The 730-nt window shown below is 69.9% G+C and carries 1 protein-coding gene; it reads left to right on the forward strand.

From position 1 onward, the window contains the following. Positions 1 to 730, forward strand: a 730-nt coding sequence (gene ispH, locus BIU89_RS13635; RefSeq protein ID WP_071247289.1) for a 4-hydroxy-3-methylbut-2-enyl diphosphate reductase, incomplete at both ends; no start/stop codon positions are given.

A 730-nucleotide genomic window follows, 5' to 3' on the forward strand; every position in this document is an offset into this window, starting at 1 on the left:
CGCGCGGTCGTCGCGGTCGAGAAGGCCCTGGAGCAGTACGGCGAGCCCGTCTACGTCCGCAAGCAGATCGTCCACAACGTGCACGTGGTGTCGACGCTCGAGCAGCGCGGTGCCGTCTTCGTCGACGACGTGGCCGAGGTCCCCCGGGGTTCGCACGTCGTCTTCAGCGCGCACGGTGTGTCGCCGGCCGTCGTCGCGGGTGCCGCCGAGCGCGACCTGCACGCCATCGACGCCACCTGCCCCCTCGTCACCAAGGTCCACCGCGAAGCCACCCGGTTCGCCAAGGCCGAGCGCACCATCATCCTGATCGGGCACGCCGGCCACGAAGAGGTCGAGGGCACGATGGGGCACGCCCCGGACCGCACGATCCTGGTGAACGGCCCCGACGACGTCGCCGCCCTGTCGGTCTCCGACCCGGACAACCTCGTCTGGCTGTCGCAGACCACGCTCAGCGTCGACGAGACGATGGAGACCGTGCGGCTGCTGCGCGAGAAGTTCCCGGCCATCCAGGACCCCCCGTCGGATGACATCTGCTACGCCACCCAGAACCGCCAGGTCGCGATCAAGAAGGTCGCGCCCGGTGCCGACCTGGTGATCGTGGTCGGCTCCGCGAACTCGTCGAACAGCGTCCGTCTGGTCGAGGTCGCGCTCGAACACGGTGCGCGGGCCGCCCACCGTGTCGACTACGCGGAGGAGATCCAGCAGGAGTGGCTCGACGGTGTCGAGACGG

The sequence above is a fragment of the Curtobacterium sp. MCBA15_005 genome (assembly GCF_001864855.1).
GTDB lineage: Bacteria > Actinomycetota > Actinomycetes > Actinomycetales > Microbacteriaceae > Curtobacterium > Curtobacterium flaccumfaciens.